16 protein-coding genes and 5 pseudogenes are annotated in these 19,246 nt (G+C 60.2%); 19 read left to right on the forward strand and 2 right to left on the reverse strand.

What is annotated here, in order from left to right:
• Positions 1 to 26 precede the first annotated feature (26 nt).
• The 19 genes and pseudogenes from BM43_RS31245 to BM43_RS31285 all read left to right on the forward strand — a co-directional run bounded on the left by BM43_RS31245 (position 27) and on the right by BM43_RS31285 (position 16,500).
• Positions 27 to 923, forward strand: a complete 897-nt coding sequence (locus BM43_RS31245) for a MurR/RpiR family transcriptional regulator (RefSeq protein WP_036051871.1) — start codon at positions 27 to 29, stop codon at positions 921 to 923.
• Positions 924 to 1,170: 247 nt separating this feature from the next.
• Positions 1,171 to 4,386 (forward strand): type VI secretion system Vgr family protein, encoded by a 3,216-nt coding sequence (locus BM43_RS31250; protein WP_036051870.1) that lies wholly within the window; start codon positions 1,171 to 1,173, stop codon positions 4,384 to 4,386.
• 59 nt (positions 4,387 to 4,445) lie between these two features.
• Entirely contained in the window at positions 4,446 to 9,083 is a 4,638-nt protein-coding gene (locus tag BM43_RS31255; protein ID WP_080742274.1) for an RHS repeat-associated core domain-containing protein, read from the forward strand.
• Complete coding sequence (locus BM43_RS31260) at positions 9,084 to 9,521, forward strand: SMI1/KNR4 family protein (RefSeq protein ID WP_080742275.1); 438 nt, start codon at positions 9,084 to 9,086, stop codon at positions 9,519 to 9,521.
• 54 nt (positions 9,522 to 9,575) lie between these two features.
• Positions 9,576 to 9,764: pseudogene (locus BM43_RS42740) on the forward strand (RHS repeat-associated core domain-containing protein); the annotation flags it as partial.
• A 138-nt stretch (positions 9,765 to 9,902) separates the two neighbouring features.
• Positions 9,903 to 10,111: pseudogene (locus BM43_RS42745) on the forward strand (HNH/endonuclease VII fold putative polymorphic toxin); the annotation flags it as partial.
• Complete coding sequence (locus BM43_RS31265) at positions 10,108 to 10,503, forward strand: immunity 50 family protein (RefSeq protein WP_036051869.1); 396 nt, start codon at positions 10,108 to 10,110, stop codon at positions 10,501 to 10,503. The pseudogene BM43_RS42745 and the gene BM43_RS31265, both read left to right, overlap by 4 nt.
• 67 nt (positions 10,504 to 10,570) lie before the next feature.
• Positions 10,571 to 10,813, forward strand: a pseudogene (locus tag BM43_RS42750) (colicin E3/pyocin S6 family cytotoxin).
• A gap of 236 nt (positions 10,814 to 11,049) precedes the next feature.
• The gene (locus BM43_RS39580; protein WP_157693192.1) at positions 11,050 to 11,439 is read left to right on the forward strand and encodes an Imm44 family immunity protein; all 390 of its coding nucleotides are present in this window, start codon (positions 11,050 to 11,052) and stop codon (positions 11,437 to 11,439) included.
• 44 nt (positions 11,440 to 11,483) lie between these two features.
• Positions 11,484 to 12,311, forward strand: a pseudogene (locus BM43_RS42820) (RHS repeat-associated core domain-containing protein); the annotation flags it as partial.
• Between the two features lie 3 nt (positions 12,312 to 12,314).
• Positions 12,315 to 12,746 carry an SMI1/KNR4 family protein gene (locus BM43_RS39590; RefSeq protein WP_198399540.1) on the forward strand — a complete coding sequence of 144 codons (432 nt, stop codon included), beginning with the start codon at positions 12,315 to 12,317 and terminating at the stop codon, positions 12,744 to 12,746.
• 175 nt (positions 12,747 to 12,921) lie between these two features.
• Entirely contained in the window at positions 12,922 to 13,263 is a 342-nt protein-coding gene (locus BM43_RS42390) for a hypothetical protein (protein ID WP_155308261.1), read from the forward strand.
• 365 nt (positions 13,264 to 13,628) lie between these two features.
• Positions 13,629 to 13,850, forward strand: coding sequence for a hypothetical protein (locus BM43_RS40935; RefSeq protein ID WP_124083784.1), 222 nt, complete (start codon positions 13,629 to 13,631; stop codon positions 13,848 to 13,850).
• An 8-nt stretch (positions 13,851 to 13,858) separates the two neighbouring features.
• On the forward strand, positions 13,859 to 14,260 hold the full coding sequence (locus BM43_RS39595; RefSeq protein ID WP_174490202.1) for a hypothetical protein: 402 nt from the start codon (positions 13,859 to 13,861) through the stop codon (positions 14,258 to 14,260).
• 14 nt (positions 14,261 to 14,274) lie between these two features.
• Positions 14,275 to 14,565: pseudogene (locus BM43_RS42760) on the forward strand (RHS repeat-associated core domain-containing protein); the annotation flags it as partial.
• A gap of 446 nt (positions 14,566 to 15,011) precedes the next feature.
• Positions 15,012 to 15,197 (forward strand): hypothetical protein, encoded by a 186-nt coding sequence (locus BM43_RS39605; protein ID WP_052409295.1) that lies wholly within the window; start codon positions 15,012 to 15,014, stop codon positions 15,195 to 15,197.
• Between the two features lie 104 nt (positions 15,198 to 15,301).
• Positions 15,302 to 15,493 (forward strand): hypothetical protein, encoded by a 192-nt coding sequence (locus tag BM43_RS39610; protein WP_052409296.1) that lies wholly within the window; start codon positions 15,302 to 15,304, stop codon positions 15,491 to 15,493.
• A gap of 93 nt (positions 15,494 to 15,586) precedes the next feature.
• Positions 15,587 to 16,030 carry a nuclear transport factor 2 family protein gene (locus tag BM43_RS31280; protein ID WP_036051867.1) on the forward strand — a complete coding sequence of 148 codons (444 nt, stop codon included), beginning with the start codon at positions 15,587 to 15,589 and terminating at the stop codon, positions 16,028 to 16,030.
• A 98-nt stretch (positions 16,031 to 16,128) separates the two neighbouring features.
• Complete coding sequence (locus BM43_RS31285; RefSeq protein WP_036032259.1) at positions 16,129 to 16,500, forward strand: hypothetical protein; 372 nt, start codon at positions 16,129 to 16,131, stop codon at positions 16,498 to 16,500.
• A 90-nt stretch (positions 16,501 to 16,590) separates the two neighbouring features.
• On the opposite strand, the gene BM43_RS31290 is transcribed toward BM43_RS31285, so the two are convergent.
• On the reverse strand, positions 16,591 to 17,853 hold the full coding sequence (locus BM43_RS31290; RefSeq protein ID WP_042286633.1) for an MFS transporter: 1,263 nt from the start codon (positions 17,851 to 17,853) through the stop codon (positions 16,591 to 16,593).
• 113 nt (positions 17,854 to 17,966) lie between these two features.
• Positions 17,967 to 19,004, reverse strand: a complete 1,038-nt coding sequence (locus BM43_RS31295) for an ABC transporter substrate-binding protein (protein ID WP_036051866.1) — start codon at positions 19,002 to 19,004, stop codon at positions 17,967 to 17,969.
• Positions 19,005 to 19,246 lie beyond the last annotated feature (242 nt).

Raw genomic sequence — 19,246 nt, forward strand, 5'->3', positions numbered from 1 at the left:
CACGATAACGACCCGCCCGCCACTGTATGCCATCTTCCCGACCCGCCGCCGCCGGCACTGAGCCGGACAGCGGGCGCCGCACGCCCGAAGCGTTGCTGGCGGACATCTCGGCGCAATTCGCCTCGCTCAGCAAGCAACTGAAACTGATCGCCCGCCATGTCGAGGCACATCCGGGGCGCGTCGGCCTGCAGGGCGTGCAGGAGGTGGCCGACGATTGCGGCGTGCAGCCCTCGGCCGTGGTGCGCTTCGCCAAGCATTTCGGCTTCTCGGGTTTCTCCGAGATGCAGCGCCTGTTCCGCGACGCGATGGTGCGGCGCGTGGCCCCCGACCTGAGCTACCAGTCGCGGATCCGCGGCATCATCGAGCGCGGCGGGCGTCGCAAGACCAGCGAACTCGCCGGCGAATTCCTTGAGGACAGCATCGCCGGCATGCAGCAACTGGCGGCCTCGCTCGACGCGGCGGCCTTCGATCGCGCGGTCGAGCTGTTGGCCGCCACCGACGCGATCTGGCTGGCCGGCGTGCGCCGCTCGTTCCCGGTGGTGGCCTACCTCGACTATGCGCTGCAGCACACCGGCAAGCGCATCCAGCTCGTCTCCGGACTCGGCGGCATGCAGGCGGGGCAGTTGCGTTCGCTGCGCGAGGGCGAGGTGCTGCTGGCCGTGTCGTTCGCGCCGTATGCACAGGAGACGCAGAAGATCGTCGAGGACGCGCTGCAGCGCGGCGCGAAGCTGATCGCGATCACCGACAGCCGGCTCAACGCGCTGGCCAGCGGCGCCGACGTGGCCCTGCTGCTGCAGGAATCGGATACCTTCGGCTTCCGCTCGCTGACCAGCACCATGGGACTCGCGCAGAGCCTGTTCATTGCGCTGGCCTACCGGCTCGAACTCGCTTACGAACCAGCTTCGGCGATTCAGAAGGATTGATCGGGCGTTAGTCGCATGAGGCGAATCGGCCGGTTCCGATCAGAATAAATTACACGACCCGATTTATCCCTTTTAATTGGTTCGGTATTAATTGCAAGCAATCGGATCGATTATCCGATCCGGAAACGTTAACTCGTGTGTGCCGGGCCCGGACGACGCGCCAATGCCGATTCGCCCGGTTACAATCGTCAGTCGATTGAGCAGACGCTTTCCGAGAGCGCTGAAATAAGAAGAAGGGCGAACCACCATGAACGTGCAGGATATCGCGGGGGCGATGCAGGCCGGCGTGATTCAACAGGACCGGCTCGTAAAACTCGATACACCGCTTGGGGCTGACAAACTGGTCGTGCAACGCGCGATCGGGCGTTCGACGCTCGGGCGCGATTACGGCTTTACGCTGGACGTGGTGTCGTCGGACGACGATATCGCCTTGAAGAGCCTGATCGCGCAACCGGTCACGCTGTGGATCCAGCAGGCCGACGCGAGTTACCGGCCGATCCAGGGGCACGTGTTCACCGCGCGCCGGCTCGGCGCCGACGGCGGCCTCACCACGTATCAGCTGGACGTGCGCGCCTGGCCGCACATCCTGCATTTCCGGCGCGACCAGAAGATCTGGATCGACAAGAGCGCCGACGCGATCGTCACCGATATCTTCAATACCCATCCCGAGGCGCAAGGCCGCTTTCGCTTCGCGCTTTCGCAGCCGCTCGCGAACCGCTCCTACACGCGGCAGAGCGAGACCGACTGGAACTTCGTGCATCGCCTGTTCGAGAACGAAGGCCTCTACGGCTACTGGGAGCAGGGTGCCGACGGCAAGTCGCACACGCTGGTGGTGACCGATACGATCACCTCGCTGCCCGAGCTGGCGCCGAAGACCGTCAACTTCGCGCGCCTCGCGACCGGCGCCGAAACCGATGCGCTGACGCAATGGTCGGGCACGCGGACCCTGCAGAGCGCGACCCTGACCACGCGCAGCTTCGACTACAAGAACCCCGCCGCGCCCGCCAATCCCAAGGGCACGCTGACGCCGACCATGGGCAACCAGGGCGCGCTGCCCGACCAGCTCGAAGTCTACGAATACACGGGCGCCTATACCTTCGGCGACCAGCAGCATGGCGACAGGCTCTCGCAGATCCGCATGGAGGAATGGGAGTCGCGCGCCAAGCGCTTCCACGGCGGCGGTGCCGCTCGTGCGCTCGATGCGGGCCGCCGCTTCACGCTGGCCAATCACCCCGTGCATGACGGCGATCCCGCCTCGCAACGCGAGTTCGCGACCATCGAGGTGGCCTGGTGGATCGAGAACAATACGCCAGTGACGGGCGCGGCGCATTTCCCGCACAGCCTCGAGGCCGAACTCGCGCAGGTGCGCGCGGCCGAGGGCGGCGCGGCGGGGCAGCTCGCGCATGCCGACGGCTCGATTGGTTTCTTTCGCGTCGAGGTCGAGGCGCAGCGCACCAACGTGCCGTATCGCAGCCCGCTCGAACATCGCAAGCCCGAGATGCACCTGGAGACCGCGATCGTGGTCGGGCCCGATGGCGAGGAGGTCTATACCGACGAGCTGAACCGGATCCGCGTGCAGTTCGTCTGGGATCGCGTGAATCCCGCCGACCAGGGTGCCTCGACCTGGGTGCGCGTGGTGCAGTCCGATACCGGCGGCGGTTATGGCGGCGTGCATCCGCCGCGCATCGGCGAGGAAGTGCTGATCGACCACATCGGCGGCGATTGCGACCGGCCGCTGGCCGTGGCGCGCGTCTACAACGGCCAGGCCACGCCGCAATGGCACAGCAACGGCATCCTGTCGGGATACCGCTCGAAGGAATATGCGGGCAGCGGCTACAACCAGATGGTGCTGGACGACGCGACCGGCCAGAACCGCGTGCAGCTGATGAGCAGTAGCGCCAACAGCCTGCTGCACCTGGGCTACCTGATCGACCAGCGCGGCAACTCGCGCGGTGCCTATCTCGGCAGCGGTTTCGACCTGCGCACCGACGATTACGGCGCGGTGCGCGCGAGCCAGGGCCTGTATGTCAGTACGCATCCGAAGGGCAGCAGCAGCCAGCCGCTCGACGTGCAGGAGACGCAGCAGCAACTGGTGAGCGCCGAGAGCCTGGTCGAATCGCTGTCGGAGGCGAGCGTCCAGCACCAGGCCGAGAGCCTGCAGGACGGGCACGACGCGATGCGCGAGCTGACCGATGCCACGCAGAACAGCGTGAGCGGCGCCGGCGCCTCGGGCGGCAACACCGCCGGCGGCGGCACCGGCAATGCCAACGCGTTCAAGCAGCCGGTGATGGTGTTCGGCAGCCCGGCCGGCATCGGCCTGTCCTCGCAGCAATCCGCGCATCTGGCCGCGACCCGGCATGTCAACCTGGTGAGCGGCCAGAGCACCCACGTGGTGGCCGGCAAGTCGCTGATCGCGAGCATCGGCGAGAAGCTGAGCCTGTTCGTGCAGAACGCCGGCATGAAGCTGTTCGCGGCCAAAGGCAAGGTGGAGATCCAGGCGCAGGACGACAACGTCGAGTTGACCGCGCAGAAGACCGTCAAGATCCTGTCGGCCACCGACAGGATCGAGCTGGCCGCCGACCAGGGAATCCTGCTGACCAGCGGCGGCGGTTATATCCGCATCGCGGGCGGCAACATCGAGATCCATACGCCGGGCAAGGTCGATGTGAAGGGGGCTTCGCACGTCTTCGCCGGGCCGGCCAGCATGGGTTATCCGCTGCCCTCGGCGCGGCCCGACCAGCCTGGGCAGCTCGAGCTGCTGCATCAATATGCGAACGGCTCGGCCGTGAAGGGCGGTTTGTTCTCCGTGCTCGATGCGAATGGCGGCGTGCTGCGCCAGGGCGCGCTCGACGCGAGCGGCAAGGCGGTGGTCAGCGGGCTGCCGCCGGGCGTGGTGCAGGTGGTGTTCGGCAAGGACCCGCGTTCGCAGGGCGACAAGGCCAGCGAGTTCACGCTGCCGACCTGGCCGTCGGCCGAGGATGCCTCGGCGGCCGGCGCGAGCGCCACCGCGCAATCTCAGCTCGGTTCGCTGCTGCCTTCGGCGAGTTCGATGGCGTCCCTGGCATCGGTCGCGAAGGCGGCCGGTTCGGTAGCGGGGGCGGCCGGCGCCGCGTCGGCCGGCGGTATCGGCGGCGCGCTGGGCGCGGCCGGCTCGCTCGCTTCGGGCGGGCTGGGTGGTTTGGGCGGCTTGGCCGGCGCGGCGGGAGGCGCTGGTGGTGCCGGCGGTGCGTTGAGTAGCGTCGCGGGGCTGGCGGGATCGGCGATGTCGGGCGGTGCCTCGGGGTTGACCGGCGCTCTCGCTTCGAAGGGGCTGGGGGCCGCGCAGCAGGGCTTGACGGGCACCTTGCCTGAGGGGGTACAGGGCGCGCTCGCGCAGGCCGGCGCGCTGAAGTCGACCGCGCAGCAACTCGGTGGACTTGCGCAGGGCGCGCGCGGCGCGGCCGCCGCCTTGAAGTTGGTCTGACACGTGCCTGATCGTGCACCTCGCCATTCCGATAAAAGCATTCATAGAACGACTCGACCATGACTGATTCGGCCACCATCCAACCGAAGCCGACCGATGTTTTCGTCTCGCCGCTCAGCGATTTCCATCCGGTGGACATCGACGCGAACCTCAAGGACCTGAACAAGTGGCTGATCGACATCAGCGGCGGCCTGGTCACGCTCGAGCGCGTGGAGACGGTGGCGCGCAACATGCCCGTCATCGCGAACATCTTCGCGGCCGTGGACCTGATCTCCGATATCCGCGCGATGCTCAACCATGGCGACCGGCCGATCGACCTGTTCGACTGGTTGAACCTCGGGCTCGACGTGATCGGCATCATCCCGATTCCGGCGGGCACCGCGCAGGTTCGCATGGGCGCGCGGCCGATGCTCAAGCTGATCCGCGAGGAGGTGGTGAAGAACGGCAAGGCGGCGGGCGAGGCTGCCTTGCAACTGGTGCAGCAGGGCATCATCACGGCCATCGTGTCGAGCCTGCAGGCGCGATATGCCGGTGAGATCGAGACCTTCATCGCCGAGCTGCGCAAGGACCTGGCGGCGGTGCTGAACCGCGCGGCGGATTTCCTCGGCGCGCTGATGAATGGGCTGGCCGATCTGTTCGCGCATGCGGCTGGCAAGCCGCTGGACTACAGCAAGAACGTCGACGCCGCGGAGAAACATCTGCAGGAGGCGGGGCACAACATCCTCTACAAGCCGGGCGAGACCTTCAGCAGCATCGGCATGCTGTTCCATGACGCGTTCGCGATCGTGGCCAAGGGCACGGTGAATACCGCCACCGCGACGGCCAAGGCGTTCAACTCGGATGCCAGCGCGAAGCTGATGGGGATCGCCGACACGCTTCGGCAGAAGGTTCCGGCCGTGCAGAAGGCCGTGAAGGGGCTGGACGGCAACGAGGTCGGCAAGATCGGCTGGTTGATCCTGGCGGCGGAGGAAGGCGTTCGGCGCTGGCGCAAGGTGAATCCGAAGCCGCAGGAGAAGGGCATTCCCTCGCAGGGAACCACGAAGGCGGAGGAGGTGCGGGGGCAGGGGGCGAAGGAGACGCTGCGCTCGACGGCCGCCGCGCAGCTTCCCGGTGGTGGCTGCTGCTCGTTGAATGGGCCCGTCAAGACGCCGCCTTCGCGCTCGAAAGGATCGATCGGATTCGCGTTCGGCGACGAGCGGATCGACCACGACGACTTCAGCATCGATGGGCCCCTGCCGATCACCTGGGTGCGGACCTATCGATCGTTCTTCGATGCGAACGACCAGGGCGGCGAACTCGGCCCTCGCTGGATCACGCCGTACACGACGCGCTTCGACGTGCATGCCACCAAGCTGGTCTATCACGATGCCGAAGGGCGCAGCCTCGATTACCCCTTGCTCGATATCGGGGCCGCGCACGACGATCTTGCCGAGAACCTGACGTTGCTGCGTGTCGACGAGCGTTGGCTGACGCTGACGCGAGGGCATGACATGCTCGAGGCTTACGAGCGTCATGGCGATCGCTATCGCATCGCCTTCATCAAGGATCGCGCCGGCAACCAGCAGACGTTCGACTACGACGCCGAGGGGCGTTTGTATCGGCTGATCATGCCGCATGTACAGGTCGCCTTCAAACTCGATGCTCAGGGGCGCATCGTCGAGATTGTCGAGCACGACGCGCAAGGCCAGCGCGTCGGGCGCCTGGCTGCCTATGAATACGATCGCGAAGGGGATCTGGTCGCGGCCTGCGATCGTTTCGGAAATCGACGCGAGTATCGCTACCGGCATCACCTGCTGACGCGTTATACCGATCGCACCGGCCGCGGAATGAACCTCGAATGGGACGGCACGCACGCCAGGGCGCGTTGCTTGCGCGAGTATCGCGACGACGGCAGCGACGAGGTCACGCTGGCCTGGCATCCGGACTTCCGGATGGTGAGCGTGACGGACGCGCTTGGCAACGTCACGCGCCACTACTACAACATCAAGGGCTTCACGTTCCGGGTGATCTACCCGGATGGCAGTGAAGAGTGGATGTATCGCGATGGCAATGACAAGCTGGTGCAGTACATCCATCGCGATGGCGGCATCGAGTTCCTCGACTACGACGCGCGCGGCAACTTCGTGCGGCATCGGCGCGTGGACGGCTCGGTCGTGGAGATGGAATACGACGCGAAGGATCAGCTCGTCAAGACGATCGATCCGCATGGATACGCCTGGACGCAGGCGTTCGACGACGCGGGGAATATCGTTGCGGCCAAGGATCCGCTCGGCCACGAGACGAAGTACGAGTACAACGAGCAGGGCCTGCCGATCACGGTGATCGATGCGAAGGGCGGCGCGAAGTCGATGAGCTACGACGCGGGCGGCAGGTTGCTGGCGTATCGCGATTGCTCGGGGAAGACGACGCAGTGGACGTATGACGCGGCGGGTCGCCTGAGCGGGACCAAGGATGCCGCAGGGACGATGACGACGTTCCAGTACGCGGCGAACGGACAACTGGAAGAGATTCGTTCGCCGGCGGGTGTCGAGCGTGTTCAGTACGACTCGGAAGGGCGTTTGCTGGCGGCGACGGATCCGCTGCAGCGTGTGACGCGATATTCGTATGACGCGGCTGGGCGGGTTGCGTCGCGTATCGATCCGCTCGGTCAGCGCCTGGGGTACGGCTATGACCGGCTCGGGCGGCTCGTCAGGCTGACCGATGCGAACGACGCGTCGTATACGTTCCGGTATGACCCGGTCGGGCGCTTGCTCGAGGAAGTCGAGTTCGACGGCAAGTCGACGCTTTATACGTATGACGAGGGTAGCGGACGTCTCAGCGCGATCGACGATGCGGGGCGGGTGACGCAGGTTGAGCAGGATCGGGCAGGTCGGTTCGCGAAGCGATTGTGCGGCGACGAGGCGGAGCGCTTTGCCTACGATGCAAGCGGACGACTGGTGGAGGCGAGCAACCGGTACAGCCGGATTCAGCGCTTCTTCGATCCTGTCGGAAACCTTGTGCGGGAACATCATGCGTATGATGTTTTTGGGGTGAAGCGCAGTTATGTCTGGCATCACGGCTATGACGAGCTGGGGAACCGGATTCGCAGCGTGCGGCCGGATGGGCACACGATCGATTGGCTGATGTATGGCTCGGGGCATGTGCACGGCTTGCTGGTGGATGGCGAGGAGCGGCTGCAGCTGGAGCGCGATGATCTGCATCGCGAAGTGAAGCGGACGCTTTCGAGCCGGGTCGTGCAGAGCCTGATGTACGACCCGGCCGGGCGGATCGAGCGGCAGAGCATCCAGCGCGATAAGGCGCCGGCCGCGTTGAGCATGCGGCGGTATCGATACGATGCTGCCGGGCAGTTGACGCAGATTGAGGACAGCCGGAAGGGGGCGACGGATTACCGGTATGACCCGGTCGGGCGATTGATCGAGGCGATTGCGCCGGGCTTGCGTGAACGGTTTGCGTTCGATCCGGCGAGCAATATCGTGGATCCGGGGCGGCCTGAGAATGCGCGGACGCAAGCTGGCTTGGCGGCGCGTAGTGAAAGCACCTTGCCAGCTTCGGTGCCGAAGGTGCTCGGCAACCTGCTGCGGGAATATGCCGGGACGCACTTCGATTACGACGCGCAAGGGCATTTGATTCAGAAGCGTTCGCCCTCGGGGACGCAGCGGTATGAGTGGGGTGCGTTTGACCGGATGCAGGCTGCGCAGGTCGAAGAGGGTTTGAGACGTAGCGCTTCGAGTTACTACTATGACGCGCTCGGGCGGCGGATTGCCAAGGAAGTCAACGGTGCGCGGACCGTGTTCGGCTGGGATGGGGATGCGCTCGCGTATGAATCCGACGAGGCACGGAGCACGCACTATGTGTATGAGGCGCGGACCTTCGTGCCGATGGCGCAGTACGTGACGGCGCCGGTCGAGGGGATCGAGACGCCGGTTGCGCGCGAGGGGGATCGGTATCGGCCGGAGGATGATCCGCTGCAGCGGGTGCCGGCGGCGCAGGGCGATGCGCGGGTGATGTTCTATTACTGCGACCAGATCGGGACGCCGTTGATGATGACGGATGAGGCTGGTGAAGTGGTTTGGGAGGCGGCGTACAAGGCCTGGGGCGAGACGCGGGAGGTGATCGAGCGGGCTTCAGCTGCGTCGGGGGGCGCGGTGGCGAGGAATACGCTGCGGTTCCAGGGGCAGCAGGTGGATGATGAGACGGGGCTGCATTACAACCGGCATCGGTACTATGATCCGCAAGTGGGAGGGTTCGTAAGTAAGGACCCGATTGGGCTGGCCGGCGGCTTCAACGTCTATCAATACGCGTTCAATCCGATCCAATGGACCGATCCACTAGGTTTAGCGCCATGTAGATGCGATCCTTGCGGGCTTGCCACTCACGGTAGCCAACCCTCCCCGCGTCCAACTGGAATGCAGTCGCACCACATAATCCAGGATGCGTGGGCGCAAGCTAACGTGCCGGGATATAGCCGCAGCGCAGCGCCCGCGATCCTGCTGCCGCAATCCCCGGAGCATTCGACGGTTACTGCGCTGCAAAACGCGCGTCGGGATCAGCGCTTGGCGAACGGCCAGTCGAAATGGGCGACCTCAATGGAGGAAGAGTTCAACAACTCGTATCGGGACCTCGGAGCCGCGGGCGTGAGCGAAAAATGTAAGCGCAAAGCGATAAAACAGGCGTATAAGCACTTCTACGGTGAATAAGTGGACATCGCACAATGCATAGCGCAGATTTCAACGATCTGGCAAGGTCAGCCTGGAGCTTCTGAGCCCAGCTTGGACGACATCGAGCGTCACACTCGATTGGCGCTGCCGGCGGACTTTCGCGAGTTCATGAGATGGTCAGATGGAGGCGCGGCGAAGTTCCCGCGCGTCTACCTTTCACTATGGTCGTCTTCCAAAGTGATTGACCTAAACAGGGACTACCAGATCAACCGCTATCTGGGCGATCGGGTTATTGCTATCGGGTCGGATGGCGGCCCAATTTGCTTTCTTCTCGACTTCCGCTCCTCGGACAATCCGGTCTTCGCAAGCGTCAATTTTGGGGACCTCGATCCTGCGGAAATCAAACAGGTCGCGCCAACGTTTACCGGGGCCGTTGAGTTGGCGCTGTCAGGGCAGCTTGACGACGACGCTCTGTAGGGTACGTCGCCGTGAATCGTCACATGCGCCGAAGACAACGACGCGGCCTGCGGACGGTTTCAAGGGCAGTACTATGATGCCGAGACGGGGCTGCACTACAACCGGCATCGGTATTACGATCCGGCATCGGGGCGTTTCGTGTCGAAGGATCCGATCGGACTGGAAGGTGGTATCAATGTCTATCAATACGCGCCGAACCCGACAGGCTGGATCGATCCGCTTGGCCTTGCCCGCTGCCCTTGCGATCCGTGTGATAAGTCTCGCCGGTCAAGCCTGAGAGATATTCGTCGTCAGCTCGGTATCCCGTTGTCGCAGCAGCCTATCAACCAGAAAATGGTTCCGTTGACAGATTCCAGCGGAAATTGGCTTCTTGGCGACGACAACAAGCCCGTCATGACGCGGGAACTGACCTATCAGGTCGGTGATAAAAATGTGGTCATCCAAGACCATTCTGCGGGCCACGTATTCGGAGAAGGGGGATTGGCGATCAACCGTCACACCACAACGTGCGCCCCGAAGACAATACTCGTACAGGGAAGATCCAAGGGATGGATGATCATTATTACTTCGACTGCCGGAACAAGAAATGAGCCTGATACAGCGGATCATGAATCCACAAGCCCTCACCGCGCTTTATGGGCGCGACGCACCGCTTGATGGTGCCGAGATCGTCGAGGTTCTGCTCAAGCGGGACGAGCCTCGACTGTCGGTGAGAATCATGACTACTCAGAAGCCGTTGTCTCCGCCGAGCCGATGGCCGAAAGATTACGATGTCGTCTATCTAAGCTTGTCATTTATCGGTGTTTGCGATCTCTCGATTGGGAATTGGGGGCACGACAACATTGTTGCGACGTTTATATCGACCGTCGCTGATAATATTGCTTCGATAACGGTCAATTGCAAGGAAGGCGCGTCGATTAAGTTCAAGTGTGACTGGGTTCGCGTGGAGGGAGTCACATCCGGCCATCTAGGTAGCGCCTAACGTCTATCAATACGCGCCCAAACCGGTTGAGTGGACCGATCCGCCTGGATTGAGCAAGTACATTCCAGTGCCATCGAGTTTGCCGGGCTTCCCGGATGCAACGCGAGCGAAACCGAAGACATCAGTGCAAGGTGATGGAGGTTTAAGAAAACGTTGGAAGTGAGCGAATGGTTGAATTTGCGAGTGGGACTCCCAGTATGGTGAAGTTGAGATGTACAACAAGCGAGGGAAGCACATGGGTGCGTTTGATCCAGAGACTGGTGAAGCCCTAGGCAAGGGAGCGGACCCTACGAGGAGGGTTGAGCCATGAGTGAAGAAAAGGTATATCGGTTTTTGAGCGAGAGCATCAACTTGTGCCGTTTGTGAAAGAAGGATTTGATTTCGAGCGATTCGAACATTTTCTTTCCTTTGATGGTTTATCGTAGATACTTGCCATATGTAGAATCATCCATGGGTGGAGTATTTTAGCGTACAAGGCGGCTCATGGCGGTGCGCACCCACCTTTGAATTTGAGTGGTTATTAAGGGTGGGTAGATGAAATTATGGATGTCCGGAGAAAATGAAGCGGATATTGGTGATGATGCTCGTGTTGTCAGAAATGCAATTGAGTCCGTTGTCAATAAATTTATGGATGGGCAGGTATTTTCGGATGGATTTGAGAAGTGGGCCTTTGTAACGATAATGCTATCTGAGAAATTTATCTCTGGGTTTCCTGAGGTTGCGAAGGTGTCGTCGAAAGGTAAGGTTCTTGAGTTTCGCCTCAGAATTTCTCACGATGATTTCAAAATGGCCTCCTCGGTTGATAAAATCTCCATGACTATTGATGCTTTGGAGCGATCTGTGGGGATGATGGATAAATTGAAGGTTTCTTTGGAAAGTCAAGGAAAATTTCTCGATATTATTAATAAAACGCGTCAAGCCTTATTGCATGATTGAGTTGTTGTATTTTGAATCAATGCTCCTGTTCGAGTTTTGAGTGATTCGTGCCGATGGCGCAATATGTGACGGCGCCGGTCGAAGGGATCGAGACGCCGGTTGCGCGCGAGGGGGATCGGTATCGGCCGGAGGATGATCCGCTGCAGCGGGTGCCGGTGGCGCAGGGCGATGCGCGGGTGATGTTCTATTACTGCGACCAGATCGGTACGCCGTTGATGATGACGGCTTAGGCTGGTGAAGTGGTTTGGGAGGCGGCGTACAAGGCCTGGGGCGAGACGCGGGAGGTGATTGAGCGGGCTTCGGCTGCGGCGGGGGGCGCGGTGGCGAGGAATACGCTGCGGTTCCAGGGGCAGCAGGTGGATGATGAGACGGGGCTGCACTATAACTTGCATCGATACTATGACCCTGAATCGAGTCGGTTTACGTCCTGAGATCCGATCAAGCTCGAAGGCGGTAGCAATCTATATCAATACGCACCTAATTCGACGCAATGGGTCGATCCGCTAGGATTGGCAAAAGTTTGTTGCTGCGGAGAACCATACGTAGATCCGGATGCGCGCTGGCGAGATGTTATGAACAATTCGAATACACCAAGTTCAATGCGCGGCTGGCTCCAGAATCAAGCGCGTAGAGTCGATGCTGGTCAGCAAATTAACATTAAAGCCCCTCCGGGGTATGAACTTGCACACAGACCTCGTTTCGAAAATGATTCTGGTTACGATTATTCACATGCTGATCCGATGTTGGCTGCCGATCACCGGGGCATTCAGCATCGCTATTGGTGCAAGCGGAATGGGTGCCGGTCGGCAAAGATGCCAAGCTGCGGGGCGCCCGGCACAGGCAAGTTGAGGTGGGTTCTTTACCCTAAGTGAGAAATGATGAATAAAGCGCGAGTAATAGGTACAACAGTAGCCGCAATCAATGCGGCTGAAACGGAATTGGCGCGAACCTTGCCCAAGTCGTTCTCAGAGTGGTTGTTGAACAACAATGGCAAAGCACTAGGTGCTTTGGTGGTTTTTCCTGTATTTGATGCGCGAGATCCTCGAAAAACTTGGGAGTCGATAGTTCGCCACTTTAAGGGGGATTGGCAAGGGTGGCGAGATAATTTCTCTGGTAGTGCTGTCGATTTTTCACAATTGCTTCCATTTGCGGAATTTGGAACTGGGGATTACTACTGCTTCGATTATAAAAATCTCGGCGATGCAGGAGAGCCTGTTGTGGTTCTCTGGTCGCATGAAACAGGGGAAACTTTAGTGGTTGCTGATAGCTTTGCGGCTTTTCTCACTATGCCTGGCCGGCCTGGATGACGGTGAAATAGGCGTCTTGGGCTGCATGGGTGGCCCTGTTCTTTCTGGATATTATCCTGGATCGATTCGTTCGGTTTTGTAGCCAGGAGAGCGCAAAAAATGGCCTCTTTGTCAAGAGAAATTTTGATAAATTTCTTCTGATGATCCGTGTGGTGGAGAAGCAAATGAGGTTGAAATGAATTCATCAATAAATTATCGAGCGTATAAGGAGATTTCTGAATTTCTTGATGCAATTAACTCGATGAACAAAGAGGTTTTAAAGTCAAGGTTTGGTGTGAGTGAGCCAATTCTTGATGAGATATGTGAATCTCTTGAAGATTATTTTGGGGAAAAATCTATTGTCGATTTGGCGCCGATTGGGGAGGCGTTTTCCAGTAAGAGAGGTTCGAGGCCATATATTGATATTTTCGAGATGGATGACGATAAATCCTGGGGGCGGAATGCGTGCTCTGGGTGGGCGGCAAAGCTGCGGAACCTATTTTGCATGTTGAGCTACTCGAAACAAACGATGGTCTGAACTTGAAGTACAAATATATCGGATCGTAGGAAAAGATTGAGATTTCAGTGATTCGGAGGGTGATATAATTTTGCTGGGTATGTGCTGTCAATGCGATATCGTTATTTATATTAATTACTTTGGGTGTGTGAATAGAGCGAAAAGTGATTTTGCTATTTATTAGCGTGCTTTTTATTTCGTGCGATCAGTAGACTTGTTAGGGCTATGGTCGGGGCGGCCGAGAGCCAAAAATGGCAGGGCCTTTCAAGGGGGTATTTGTTCGTATTTTTGTAAAGCATTCTGTCGTCGGCGATGAGCTCGAAGGGTGTGAGGTTTTGCAGCATGCTTGACTGAAGAATCGAAGCCTGGCATCAAATAGATTGTCTGTGGATGCAAAAAATAATCCGATGATTGTATTGAGTCGTGATTGTCATAAAGCGGTGAATAAGGCGCCGCGAGATATAGGTGTGGCCAAGAAAACAGCTCGGGAGAGTATTGCGGCGAATGCTGATATTTTGATGATGAATGGGATTCCTGGCGAAATGGTGGATAACATCAGGCAGGCTGCCCTTGACTTATGCAAAGGCGCTTGGAAAATAATTTTTTGAGATGTTTGATGGATGCTAAAGAAATAGAGGGGAAGTTGCATGATTTAAGCTCGTCTATGAATTTGGATGGGCTTGATGATTTGTGTGATGAAATTGATGGTCGAGGTGATGGTGGTCGATTTCTCGATGCTATATTTGCGATATTGGAAAATAATCCGAGCAAGGATTTTGGAAGTCCGGGGGCAATAGTTCATGCGGCCGAGCGGTATTTTGGAAAAGGTTACGAGCAGAAATTGATCGAATCTTTGTCCAGAAATCCTACCGTTCATACTGTTTGGATGTTGAATAGGGTGATAAATGGTGTTGATGGGGATTTGAAAGTTTTTTTGGTTGATTTGATGGGAAAGATATCAAGTGATAATTCGATCGGTGTTGATGTGAGAGGGGCTGCGAAGGAGTTTTTATCCTGATGTGAGTGTCGATAGGCTCTGGGCATGTGCACGGGCTGCAATTGGAGCGCGATGATCTGCATCGCGAAGTGAAGCGGGCGTTGTCGAGCCGGATTGTGCAGAGCCTGATGTACGACCCGGCTGGACGTATCGAGCGGCAGAGCATCCAGCGCGACAAGGCGCCGGCCGCGTTGAGCATGCGGCGGTATCGATACGATGCCGCCGGGCAGTTGATGCAGATTGAGAACAGCAGGAAGGGGACGACGGATTACCGGTACGACCTGGCCGAGCGATTGATCGAGGCAATTGATACATGTTTCAAGGAAGGGGTGCGAATGACTGACAATATTAGACAACAGGCATCTATGCTTGGAGAGCTTGAGCCTGCCGAATGGAGCAACGCACTTGTTTCAGTTCTGGCGTCTCCAAAAGTTATTGAGATCGAGGGCTATCCACACTCGGAACGTGTGTCTTTCGTTCTTGAACGGGCAAGAATGCGTAAGGAAAATTCCGAGCAACTTGGACTTCAAACATTCGGCCTCGAAAGTCTGATCGCTACGCTTGAATCGTTATCGTCTGAGAGGCGCTTGAAAAGCTATGCTGTCAAGAACGACCAATATACTGGCTCCTGCTTTGTGTGCGATGGCAAGCATCATCGGATGCGAATTCGTGGCCCGAGGTCTCGCACAAACAACGCCATTTCGCGGCTAGGAGTATGAGTCGGGCGGCGCGTGGAGCTTGCAATATGTAATTGAAGCTTAGGTTTAGGGACATGGACGAGAATGTAACTCTGATCAGGGTCTTTGCAGGCACTGCTTCCGATGGCAGTGCAGTCTGCGAGGAACTCCCAGCGCGGAAGATCGATGAAGACGTCTACGAACTGCTTGCGTCGCCTGGGTTGGCCTTGAACCGGTTCGCCATCCTCTACGAAGAGCGTTTTGTCCGGCCAGCCGTGTGATGCTCAACCCGCCTCGAACACGGAAATTCTGACAGGCCCATCACATTTCGCAAGATGACCTGGCCTGGCTGGAGTCCGTCCTTGATACCGCCCTCCAGGGCAGCGTGGACGGTGTGAATGCCGGAAACCTCGCGATTTCAATCCCGGCTAACAATGAGTTCGAAAAGATCAACCTCATCCTCGACGACTTCACGCGGCGCACCGGGTCGGCATGGTACTTCGCGAACATCTATAAGAATTTAGAGGATCCGGAAGACGAGACCTTGCTCGATTGGTGGATACTCGATAAAAAATGACAAGCGGATTCGTTTCATCAGAGCCTGAAACATTCCCCCATCCACTACCCGTAAGCTCGGATCTTGCGCATTCACCTTCGCACAGGACCCGACATGAGCGCCGCAACCTCCACCCCTCAGCAAATCGCCCACGTCCACCGGCAGTGGCACAAATCGATCGTCGAGCGCGACATCGACGGCCTGATGTCGATCTACGCCGAGCACGCGCGTTTCGAGTCACCGACGATCCTGTTCGTTGAACCGGGGAATCAAACCGGCATCCTCGACGGACGCGAAGCCATCCGCGGATTCTTCTCCGAGGGCTTCCGCAAGCTGTCCGGCGCCTTCGCGCACTGGTATCGCACCGACGTCTTCCACACCGACGGCAAGCAACTCATCTGGGAATATCCTCGCGACACGCCTTCGGGCGACCAGACCGACCTGGTCGAAGTGATGGACATCGAACACGGCCTGATCGTCCATCATCGCGTGTATTGGGGCTGGCGCGGCCTGCAATCGCTGCTGAAAACCGTCGAGGCCACGCGCCGGCAACCCTGATAGCCACGGTCTTTACACCGATTTTAGAAGCGCTTCGCTACGATCTCGTGGATTGGCGTTGCAGCGCCGCTGCATGACGTCATATCCCGGAGTCAAACATGTTCGAAATCGGAAAAGAGTATTCACGCGAAGACATTCACAGGATCACGGGTGGAAGCAAGCAGGCGTTCCTGCCCGTGAAGGGCGGCAAGGTCGTCGCCGCTCGCTTGCGACAGGACCTGAATCCCCGCGCGCCCGACGTCATCGTCTGCGACGGCAGCGCATCGGCGCGTGCGGCGGGGCGCACGCTGGCGCGGCAGACGGAGCCGGTTCCGATCTTCCTGCGAACCGCATCGGACCGATTTCGCTATGCCGGCGACTACGTGGTGGCCGCTTCGCTGACTGTTCCCGCCGATTACGCCGAGTACGTGAAAAACAGCAGCTTCACGCTCGCGCAGATTTCGCGCGTGATCAAGATGAGGCGATGCTGACCGTATCGAAAGCCCGATCGAAAAGCGACGAAGCCATCGATCCTCGCGGATCGATGGCTTCAAACTGGCGCTGTATTGCAGCGCGCTACCTCAATCCTGAAGCGCAACCGCCATCGACCGCTCCGATCGCGCCCAGCCGATAAACGCCCCCACGCCGAGAATGCTCAAGCAAACGATCGGCACGATCATCGGCCCGAACGCCGTGCCCGTTAGCTTCCCGGCAAGCGGCATCAGGTTCTGGCTGAAGAAACCGCCGAGATTGCCGATCGAGTTGATCGCCGCCACGCTGGCCGCGGCCCGGGCACCGGTGAAATACCGCGGCGGCATCGACCAGAAGCACGGATAGATCAAGGGGATGCAGGCACCGCCGAGCACCAGCGCAACGAAACGCAGCGGCGTGGTCGGCAGCACGAGGCTCAGCACGAAGCCGATCGCCCCCAGCACCGCCACGATGCCGATGGTCCGCAGCAGGCTCTTCGCGCGCTTGAGTTTCGGCGGCAGCCAGATCAGCAGCACGACGGCCAGCGCCCAGGGCAGCATGCTCAGGAAACCGTTCGTGGTGCTCGATACGCCGAACGACTTGACGATGGTCGGCAGCCAGTAGGTCACGCCGTACAGCGAGGTCGACATCATCATGTAGGTCGCCGCGAACAGCATCACGCGCGGATCGAGCAGCGCCTTCCACGGCTGCGAATGCTCGGCATGCGGCGGCGCCTCGCGTTCCAGCGCGGCCCCGACGATCTGCTTTTCGTTCTCCGACAGGAAACGCGCCTCGCGATACGAGGTCGGCAGCAGGCGGAACACCGCGATCCCGACGACCACGGCGGGCAGCCCCGTGGCGATGAACACCCATTGCCAGCCGGCCAGGCCGCCTACGCCGCTGAGGCTCAGCAGCCAGCCGCCCACCAGCGAGCCGAGCATGTTCGCCAGCGCGCTGCCGAGCGTGAAGATCCCCAGCACGCGAGCGCGGTAGCTCTGCGGGAACCACAGCGTCAGGTAGTAGATCACGCCGGGATAAAACCCGGCTTCGGCCACGCCGAGCACGAAGCGCAGCCCGGAGAACACCGGGCTCGAGGTCGTGAAGCCCATTGCCACCGTGATGAGCCCCCAGGTGAGCATGATCCGCGCGAGCCAGACGCGCGCGCCGAACTTGTGCAGCGCCAGCGTGCTCGGCACCTCGAACAGCAGGTAACCGATGAAGAACAGCGACGAGGCCAGCCCGAACGCAGCCTCGGACATGTTCAGGCTGTGCACCATCTGCAGCTTGGCGAAGCCGACGTTCTGGCGGTCGATGAACGAGATCAGGAACATCACGACGAGGATCGGCATCAGGCGCCATGCGATCTTCGACATCACGCGCTGCTCTTCACCGGCGGCAGCGATAGGGGGGGAGGCAATGGTCACGCTGGACTCCTGTTTGATACGTCTTGCTGAAAGCTGCGGTTGCAACGAAGGAAAAGGCCAGTTCAGCGCGCCTGGTAGGCGCCGAGCTGGGCGGTGAACATGTCGCTCCAATTGGCCGGGCGGGTCTTGATGGTGCCCACGCCGTGCAGGAAATCGACGTATTCCATGAGCCGGTCGGGCACCACGGAGAAGCGAGTTTCCGGCATGCCCAGCATCGCGATCACGTCGTCGGGCGACACACGCACGCCGGACGAGGACACATAGATCGCGGCCGCCTCGCGCGGATTCGCGGCGATGAACCGGTTCGCCTCGTCGAGCGCGCCGATGAAGGCCGCCGCCAGGCCGGGCTCGGCATCGACCACCCGCTTCGGCGCGAACATCACGTCGAGCGTGAGCGGCCCGAGCACCTGGACGGCATCGATCACGCGGTGAATGCCGGGCTGCCGCAATTCGAGCGTCGAGAACGGCGGCGAGGCGAAATGCGCGGTCACGCCGCCTTCACGGCGGATCAGGGCGTCCATCGCCTGCGGATGCGACAGGTTCACGGTGATCGGATCGAGGTGCGCGAAACGCCGGATGCCCAATTGCTGCGCGGCGATCATCTGCAGGATCACGGCCGCCAACGAGGTGTGGATGCCGGGCACGGCGATCCGGTCCTCGGACGTGAAATCGGTGAGCGTGCGGATATGCGGCTGGTTGGTGTTCAGCGACAGCGAGGTGGCGGACAGGCCGCTGATGCCGATCACCTCCACATTGGGAATGCCGCGCGCGCGTGCCCACAGCTCGATGAACCCGGGCGCGCCGGCGCCGGCGAAGTCGAGCGTGCCGGCCATCATCGCGTCGTTGACCGAGTTGCCGCCGTCGAGCAGCACCCATTCGACCTGTACCTTGCCGAGCCCGCGTTGCCGCGCGTGCGCCTCGAACAGGCGCTGCCGCTCCATCACGAGCAGGGGCAGATAGAGCACGCCATAACCTTTCGAAATCCTGACGGTTGGCGGGCTGGACAGCGAGAACGGGAAGGCGCGGGCGGCGAGCGGCGCCAGCGCGGCGCCGATGCCGCCTGCCAGCAACGCGCGGCGGCGCGGCGAGGCTTTCGTCATCAGGCACGCCCCGCGACGCAGGGCCGAGGAGACGGCACACATGCCGGCCTGCACGCTCGCGAACGCACGTTTGCGCGGGCCACCTCGAGGGCGGCCACCGCGGTTGAACGCGAATCGGCTGGCGCGTGGGCACGCTGCATCGTGCAGGTCTCCTCCGGAAGGGCCGTTCGGGCCCGTGTATGAACTGGCATGGAGCTTAGCGAGCGAGTCTGAGAAAATGCTGACATCCCATCCTCGGGATT

The organism is Burkholderia gladioli (genome assembly GCF_000959725.1).
Classification (GTDB): Bacteria; Pseudomonadota; Gammaproteobacteria; order Burkholderiales; family Burkholderiaceae; genus Burkholderia; species Burkholderia gladioli.